Raw genomic sequence first — 8012 nt, 5'->3', positions numbered from 1 at the left:
TAGTTGAGAAAGTTAAACAATCACGTCGGATTGAGATTGGTTATCGTACAAATAGCTCTCTGCGTAGCGGTGGCGATAATACTAAAAATATTGCCGGTGAAAGTATAATGCTCACCGGTGATGAAAATATCGTTGCTTTAAATTGTGACGTAATGTGGCATATTAATAATCTTGAAGATTTTATTTTTAACGTACAAAGACCTGAAGAAACAGTAAAAGCAACAGTCGAAAGTGCCGTTAGGGAAGTCATAGGCAATACTCCTATTTCTTGGGTATTATCCGATCAAAAGCAGGAGATTACTTATAAAATAGAGAAATTAACACAGAAGATATTGGATAGTTATAATGCCGGCGTTATGATTGAGAAAGTACAATTATTAAAAGCCGAGCCGCCTGCCGAAGTAATAGACGCTTATAGAGACGTGCAAACTTCAAAAGCAGATAAAGAAAAAGAAATAAATCAAGCTCAAGCCTATAATAATAAGATTTTGCCGGAAGCTAGAGGAGCGGCTGCAAAGATTATACAAGAAGCAGAAGGTTATAGAGCAGAAGTTATATCGAAAGCAGAAGGTGATAGCCAAAGATTTAATGCTATTTATAAACAATATGCTACAGGTAGGCAAGTAACTAGAGATAGATTATATTTAGAAGTAGTCGAAGAGATATTAGGCGGTTCAAATAAAACGATTATTAATAATGCACTACTGCCGCACATGGCTATTAAACCATAGGGGTGCTATGTCATTCCCGCTTTCGCGGGAATGACATCGAGCGCGTTTTTCACGCTATACACGAATGACATCTAAACAACAAGGAATATTAAATGCAACAAAAGATTTATTATATAATTTTTACAATTGTTTTTGGGCTGATACTGCTTTCTAGCTCCTTATTTTCAGTTGACCAACGCCAATCTGCAGTAGTATTCCAGTTTGGTGAGGCAGTTAGAACTATAGAAAATCCAGGACTGAATATTAAAATCCCGTTTATTCAAAATGTTGAATTTTTTGATAAGCGTTTTTTAGATGTTGAGGTTGAGGCAAAAGAATTAACGGCTGCTGACGGTAAACGAGTTATTGTTGATGCCTACGCCAAATTCCAAATTAATAATCCCGTAATGTTTTATAAAACGGTACATGATTATCAAGGTGTGAAAATTAGGCTGACTCGTAATCTTGAATCGTCAATGCGTAAGGTGATAGGTAAAATCTCGCTAAGTAGCCTTTTAAGTCAGGAACGTAGTAATGTAATGTTAAATATCTTAAATCAAGTGGACGGTGAAGCTAAAAGCTTCGGTATTGATGTTGTAGATGTTAGAATTTTGAGAGCAGACTTACCAAAAGAAAATAGTGCGGCTATTTATCGTCGTATGCAAACGGCACGTGAAAAAGAAGCAACCCAAATTAGAGCGGAAGGACAAGAAGAAAGCGTGCGTATTCGTTCAAAAGCAGATAAAGAAAGTAAAATAATACTTGCTAAAGCTTATCGAGATGCACAAATTATTAAAGGTGACGGCGATGAGAAAGCGGCAAAAATATATAATTCTGCTTATTCAGTCGACCCAGAATTTTATAAATTTTATAGATCACTTTTAGTATATAAAAATTCTTTAAAGAAAGAGGATACTAATTTTGTAATTTCACCGGATGCTGAAGTTTTAAAATATCTAAATCTAACTAAGTAGTATACTAGTCTATCTACTTTTTATTTACTTGGAGTATATGGTTAATCTGAAAATAGTTCTTGTTATAATAGTTTTAATATCAAATAACGTTGTTCTAGCAAGAGACAATAGTAAGTCTTTAAAAGTAGCAGCTCAAGAAGAGAATGAATTTACGGAAATAAATTCTGCTCCTTTAAAAGTAAGTGAAGCCGCCCGTTATAGCTTTGCCGATATAGTTGAACCGTTAATTCCTGCAGTTGTTAATATTTCAACAATAGAATATGTTAATAGTAAATCGGAAAATGCTGAGAAAGATCCTCTGCAAGAAAAAGTTAATGATTTTTTAGAAAAGCTTAATATACCGCTGAATTTGGAAGAGGTCGATCAAACTCCGAAAAGTGTCCCGCTTGGTTCAGGATTTATTATTGAACCTAACGGCTTAATAGTGACAAACTATCATGTAATTGCAAATGTTGATAAAATTAATATAAAACTTGCAGATAATACTGAATTATCGGCTAAATTAATAGGTAACGATACTAAAACCGATTTAGCTCTCTTAAAAATAGATAGCGAGGAACCTCTACCTTTTGTTGAGTTTGGAGATTCAAATGATGCAAGAGTAGGAGATTGGGTTATTGCGATCGGTAATCCGTTCGGTAATCTAGGTGGTACGGTGACAAGTGGTATTATTTCTTCTAAAGGGCGGGATATCGATATAGATACGGACAATATAGTCGATAATTTTATTCAAACGGATGCTGCAATTAATAACGGTAATTCCGGTGGTCCTATGTTTAATTTGGATCAGAAAGTAATCGGCGTAAATACAGCAATTTTTTCACCGCTCGGTACTAATATAGGTATCGGTTTTGCAATACCGTCAAATACTGCAAAGCCTATAATCGCACGCCTTAAGAAAGATGGAAAAGTAAGTAGAGGACGCCTTGGAGTAATAATACAAGATTTAACCGAGGAAATTTCTGAAGGGCTAGGACTTAAAAATACTAGGGGGGTGTTAGTAGCTAAAGTACAAGAAGACGGTCCAGGTGATAAAGCAGGAATTAAAACAGGTGATATAATAATAGAGTTTGCAGATATACCGGTTAAAAATACTAAAAAATTACGTGTAATTATTGCAGATGCTCCTATTGATCAGGAAGTAAAAGTAAAAATACTTCGCGATAAAAAGGAGCTTGAATTACCTATTAAAATTACTTCGGATAATGAAGAGGTTACCAAAGATTCTACAGAAGAGACCAATAAGAAAGAAATAACAAATAAAGAAGAAGATAATTTATCTATTACTAAAAATAATATTACTTTTGGTAATTTGACTGAAGAACTAAGACAAAAATATACTATTCTTCAAGATAAAATGGGAATAGTTATAACCAATATTGATGAAGAAGAAAGTAGCTTCAAAATTGGTGATCTGATAACCAATATTAATCAGGAAAGCATAGACGATATAAGTAAGCTAGAAGAATTATATGAAAATGCTAAAAAATCAGATAAGCAAAATATTTTGCTCCTGATTGAAAGGGGTAGTAGTAATATGTTCGTACCATTGCAGGTTATGTAAGATATAGTTTTCTATGTCATTCCCGCTTTCGCGGGAATGACATAGAATGTAAAAATAATACCTAAATAATTTATGAATGTAAAAATAGCAATTTTAAGTGCATATAGTTTTGTTAATATAGAAGAACCGGCGAATTTGATACCGAAACTTTTGCTTATCGGTAAAAGAAAATATGTTAGAGGTACTATTTTATTAGCTAATGAAGGCTTTAACGGTTCTTTTTCAGGTTCATATGAAAATGTAAATCTTGTACTTGAAGAATTGATAAAGCTGACCGGTCCCAAAGATGTTAACGTTAAAATAAATTATAGTGATGTTCATCCTTTTCAGAAATTGAAAGTCAGACTTAAGAAAGAGATTGTAGCAATGAACGTTGATGATTTAAATGTTGATTTGTTTAAAGGCGAATATATAGAGCCGAAAGATTGGGATGAATTTATCACAAAACAAGATGTTATAGTAATAGATACTCGAAATGATTATGAAGTAGAGGTCGGTACATTTAAATCAGCAATTAATCCTAATACCAAAACATTTAAACAATTTCCTGCTTGGATTCAGCAGAATCAAGAATTGCTCAAAGGTAAGAAAATTGCTATGGTTTGTACAGGTGGTATCAGGTGTGAAAAATCCACCAGCTTACTTAAAAGCATAGGTTATGATGAGGTATATCATTTAAAGGGTGGAATACTGCAATATCTAGAAGATACACAAAACAAGAACAATTTATGGCAAGGTGAATGTTTTGTCTTCGATGATAGGAGAGCAGTGACAGATGATTTATCGCCCGTAGAAAGACATTGGTTGCAGAGATAGATGTCGTTGACCAATTGAAACGTGTAGTATGTCATTCCCGCGAAAGCGGGAATCCAGAAAAAAGAGAGTTTTTAATTTTAAAAATTCAGTATATGTGTATTTTTTAATTACTGGATTCCTGCTTCCGCGGGAATGACATAACCCTTTTTTATTTATTAGAAATATATGACTAAAACCAAACAAGAAATTTATAATAAGCGTCCAACTTCGCCGCATTTAACTATATATAAGCCGCAAATAAGTTCTACATTATCAATTTTGTATCGTATGACCGGCGTAGCTTTGTTTTTTGCGGTGTCAATCTTAGCGTGGTGGTTGATTCTTAGTAAATATGACAATAATTATTTACAGCTTGCTGAATGCTGTATTATAAAAATATGCTTAGTAGCTGTTAGCTACGCTTGGTTTTATCATTTATGTAACGGCATTCGGCATTTATTTTGGGATATCGGTTACGGTTTTTCTATAAAATTGGTTAATATCACCGGTTGGTGTGTAGTGGTAGGATCTGTATTATTAACGGTATTGTTATGGGTGTAGTAATTAAAAACGTCATTGCGAGGAGATACATAGCATCGACGTGGCAATCTCAGAAATAATAACAAATGCCTGAGATTGCTTAGTCAATTGCTATGCAATTTCCTCGCAATGACGAAAAGCTAAAACAAATAATAGAGAAAATTAATGGTATATGATTTTAAAGCAGAAATTGTAAAAGCAAAAAATAGCGGTTCTGCTAAAAGCGGTTCTCATCATTGGTTATTGCAAAGAGTAACGGGGATTATATTAGCTTTATGTTCTGTGTGGCTAATATATTTTACGTTAACCAACAAAAATAATGATATAAATATTATTATGTGGGAGCTTAAAAAGCCTTTTAATGTAGTAGCTTTGTTAATTACGGTAGTTATTTCGTTGTATCATGCGATGCTTGGTATGTGTGTAGTAATTGAGGATTATATAAGTTGTCACAAATTACGTAATACATTGATTATAATAGTGCAATTATTTTGCATTGTGACTATTGTAGCTTTTATAGTAGCGATGTTTTATAAAGGATAAAAATTGTCATACCGTGGCTTGACCGCGGTATCCAGAAAACAATTTATAGCATTATTGTGTATTGAATTACTGGTCCCCGTGGTCAAGCCATGGGGTGACATAGGTAAACAATTCACGTATCAAAATAGTAAAAAATTAATTTAATGACCAAAGCGTATAATATCATTCATCATAAATTTGACGTAGTAGTTGTAGGTGCAGGTGGAGCAGGTCTTCGTTCTGCATTCGGTATGGCTAAAGAAGGGCTAAATACCGCTTGTATAACTAAGCTGTTCCCAACCCGTAGTCATACTGTGGCTGCTCAGGGCGGAATTAGTGCGGCTCTTGGGAATATGGGCGAAGATGATTGGCGTTGGCATATGTATGATACGGTAAAAGGTTCTGATTGGTTAGGCGATCAGGATGCAATTGAGTATATGTGCAAAAACGCTCCCGATGCGATTTTAGAGCTAGAGCATTACGGCGTACCTTTCTCAAGAACTGAAGAGGGAAAAATTTATCAGCGTCCTTTTGGAGGAATGACAACAGAGTACGGCAAAGGAAAAGCAGCTCAGCGTACATGTGCTGCGGCAGATCGCACTGGGCATGCCATACTTCATACTTTATATCAACAGTCACTAAAACATAAAGTACAGTTTTTCGTTGAGTATTTTGCTATTGATTTATTGATGGAAGATGGTGAATGTAGAGGCGTAGTTGCGTGGAATTTAGATGACGGTAGTCTGCATTGTTTTAGAGCGCATAATGTAGTGCTTGCAACGGGCGGATACGGGCGTGCTTATTTTTCGGCGACGTCTGCTCATACTTGTACGGGTGATGGGGGCGGCATGGCGATTAGAGCCGGTCTTCCACTGCAAGATATGGAATTTGTACAGTTCCATCCGACAGGTATATATTCGGCAGGCTGTCTTATTACCGAGGGGGCAAGAGGCGAAGGGGGATATCTCGTTAATGCAAACGGTGAGCGTTTTATGGAGCGTTATGCTCCTGCTGCAAAGGATTTAGCTTCAAGAGATGTAGTTTCAAGAGCAATGACTATAGAAATCAGAGAGGGGCGAGGAGTTGGCAAGCATAAAGATCATGTATTTTTACATTTAAATCATTTATCGCCTGAGATTTTACATAGTCGTTTGCCCGGTATCTCTGAGACGGCTAAAATTTTTGCCGGTGTTGACGTGACTAAAGAGCCGATACCGGTACTTCCTACGGTACATTATAATATGGGCGGGATACCGACGAATTATCACGGTCAAGTCATAATCAAAGACGGTAAAAATCATAATAGCGTAGTAAAAGGGCTTATGGCAATCGGTGAAGCGGCTTGCGTATCGGTACACGGTGCTAACCGATTAGGATCAAATTCTTTGCTTGATTTAGTAGTATTTGGTAGAAGTTCTGCATTAAAAGCAGTCGAGCTTATTAAGTTTGCGAGTCCCCACAAGTCTATAAAAGAAGAAAGCCTTGAAAAAATTATAAATAGATTTGATAAAGTCCGTCACGCTAACGGTAATATTTTAGTTGCAGAGTTAAGGCTTAAAATGCAAAGAACTATGCAAAGTCATGCTTCGGTATTTAGAACTCAAGAGGTACTAGATGAAGGAACAGGAATGATTAGCGAAATAAGAAGCGGCTATAAAGATATAAAAATTAACGATAAATCTTTAATTTGGAATAGCGATTTAGTGGAAGCCTTAGAGCTAGATAATCTACTTGATCAAGCTTTAGTAACGGTATATTCGGCAGCTGCAAGAAAAGAAAGCAGAGGAGCTCATGCACGTGAAGATTATCCTGATCGTAATGATGGGGATTGGATGAAGCATACTCTTAGCTCTATCGATGAAGCAGGTAAAGTAGTTCTTGATTATAAACCTGTGACTTTAACTACTTTAACCGATGAAGTAACAGCAGTCCCGCCGGCGAAGAGAGTGTACTGATTAATGTTCTTATGTCATTCCTGCGAAAGCAGGAATCTAGAAACCTTTAATGTCATCCCGTGATTTAATCGCGGGATCTAAAAATGCTTATTTTTTTAGATATCGCGGTCAAGCCGCGGTATGACAAGAAAAAAATATATATAAAATATGTTTGAGTATTTAATAAAATTCTATCCAAAAATCTTTTTTATTGTAGAGGGAACTTTGGTAACTTTAAAATATAGCATTATTGCCGTTATATTCGGTTTAGTAATAGGGATGCTGCTCGCTATTTGTAAGGTAAATAAAAATCGTGCTTTAAGGCTTTTTGCAAATTTCTATACTTCTATTTTCAGAGGAACGCCTTTATTAATTCAATTAAGTATTATTTATTTTGCTTCACCTTATATCATAGGCATTAAATTTAGTGTGTTTATGGCGGGAGCTATTTCTTTTTCTCTTAATTCGGGAGCATATGTTTCCGAAGTAATCAGGGCAGGGATTAATGCAGTTGATAAAGGGCAGTTTGAAGCGGCTGAAGCTCTTGCTATTCCAAAGTTTTTAATAACGAAAGATATAATTCTGCCGCAAGCAGTTAAAAATATTTTTCCGTCATTAGTAAATGAGCTTGTAAATTTGATTAAAGAATCAGCCATTATTTCTATGCTTGGAGAAATGGATTTAATGCGTAGAGCACAAATTGTATCAATTGAAACATATAATTATTTTTTGCCAATGCTTATTGCTGCGTGCTGTTACTATATTTTAGTGATGTTAATCAGCTTTACAGCAAAAATAATTGAGAAAAAAATGATTGTTAATTAAAACATACTTGCTTTTATAGAAAAAGTAATTATAATTTAAGCTTAGTATAATTTACAAATTCTTATAATTTGTATTTAGAAATGATTGAAAATAAAGGGTGGAAGTATTTTCCACCCTTTAATTATCATATACATAAGTTTTTTTGGAG

General features: G+C 34.9%; 8 protein-coding genes. All 8 read left to right on the top strand.

What is annotated here, in order from left to right; translation table 11 throughout:
• A partial coding sequence (gene hflK / locus O6R16_RS01385) for an FtsH protease activity modulator HflK (protein ID WP_499679691.1) occupies positions 1 to 731 on the top strand: 731 nt, incomplete at its 5' end.
• Positions 732 to 823: 92 nt separating this feature from the next.
• Positions 824 to 1684 carry a protease modulator HflC gene (hflC, locus tag O6R16_RS01380; RefSeq protein ID WP_499679690.1) on the top strand — a complete coding sequence of 287 codons (861 nt, stop codon included), beginning with the start codon at positions 824 to 826 and terminating at the stop codon, positions 1682 to 1684.
• Between the two features lie 37 nt (positions 1685 to 1721).
• Positions 1722 to 3248, top strand: a complete 1527-nt coding sequence (locus O6R16_RS01375; RefSeq protein ID WP_499679689.1) for a Do family serine endopeptidase — start codon at positions 1722 to 1724, stop codon at positions 3246 to 3248.
• Between the two features lie 72 nt (positions 3249 to 3320).
• Complete coding sequence (gene trhO, locus O6R16_RS01370; RefSeq protein ID WP_499679688.1) at positions 3321 to 4064, top strand: oxygen-dependent tRNA uridine(34) hydroxylase TrhO; 744 nt, start codon at positions 3321 to 3323, stop codon at positions 4062 to 4064.
• Between the two features lie 165 nt (positions 4065 to 4229).
• Positions 4230 to 4604 carry a succinate dehydrogenase, cytochrome b556 subunit gene (gene sdhC, locus O6R16_RS01365; protein ID WP_499679687.1) on the top strand — a complete coding sequence of 125 codons (375 nt, stop codon included), beginning with the start codon at positions 4230 to 4232 and terminating at the stop codon, positions 4602 to 4604.
• A 144-nt stretch (positions 4605 to 4748) separates the two neighbouring features.
• Entirely contained in the window at positions 4749 to 5126 is a 378-nt protein-coding gene (gene sdhD / locus O6R16_RS01360; protein WP_499679686.1) for a succinate dehydrogenase, hydrophobic membrane anchor protein, read from the top strand.
• A 143-nt stretch (positions 5127 to 5269) separates the two neighbouring features.
• Positions 5270 to 7060: a succinate dehydrogenase flavoprotein subunit gene (gene sdhA, locus O6R16_RS01355; protein ID WP_499679685.1), complete on the top strand. Its 1791-nt coding sequence runs from the start codon at positions 5270 to 5272 to the stop codon at positions 7058 to 7060.
• Between the two features lie 147 nt (positions 7061 to 7207).
• Entirely contained in the window at positions 7208 to 7864 is a 657-nt protein-coding gene (locus O6R16_RS01350) for an amino acid ABC transporter permease (protein WP_499679684.1), read from the top strand.
• The last annotated feature ends 148 nt before the right edge of the window (positions 7865 to 8012 follow it).

The sequence above is a fragment of the Candidatus Rickettsia tasmaniensis genome, from assembly GCF_036857515.1.
GTDB lineage: Bacteria > Pseudomonadota > Alphaproteobacteria > Rickettsiales > Rickettsiaceae > Rickettsia > Rickettsia rickettsii.
Note: the sequence above shows the minus strand (reverse complement) of the source record. Positions and strands in the feature narration are given on the sequence as shown.

What these genes read in the sequence shown, in the direction of transcription:
- hflC (WP_499679690.1), top strand. Translation starts at nt 824, where the DNA reads ATGCAACAAAAGATTTATTATATAATTTTTACAATTGTTTTTGGGCTG.
- O6R16_RS01375 (WP_499679689.1), top strand. Translation starts at nt 1,722, where the DNA reads ATGGTTAATCTGAAAATAGTTCTTGTTATAATAGTTTTAATATCAAAT.
- trhO (WP_499679688.1), top strand. Translation starts at nt 3,321, where the DNA reads ATGAATGTAAAAATAGCAATTTTAAGTGCATATAGTTTTGTTAATATA.
- sdhC (WP_499679687.1), top strand. Translation starts at nt 4,230, where the DNA reads ATGACTAAAACCAAACAAGAAATTTATAATAAGCGTCCAACTTCGCCG.
- sdhD (WP_499679686.1), top strand. Translation starts at nt 4,749, where the DNA reads ATGGTATATGATTTTAAAGCAGAAATTGTAAAAGCAAAAAATAGCGGT.
- sdhA (WP_499679685.1), top strand. Translation starts at nt 5,270, where the DNA reads ATGACCAAAGCGTATAATATCATTCATCATAAATTTGACGTAGTAGTT.
- O6R16_RS01350 (WP_499679684.1), top strand. Translation starts at nt 7,208, where the DNA reads ATGTTTGAGTATTTAATAAAATTCTATCCAAAAATCTTTTTTATTGTA.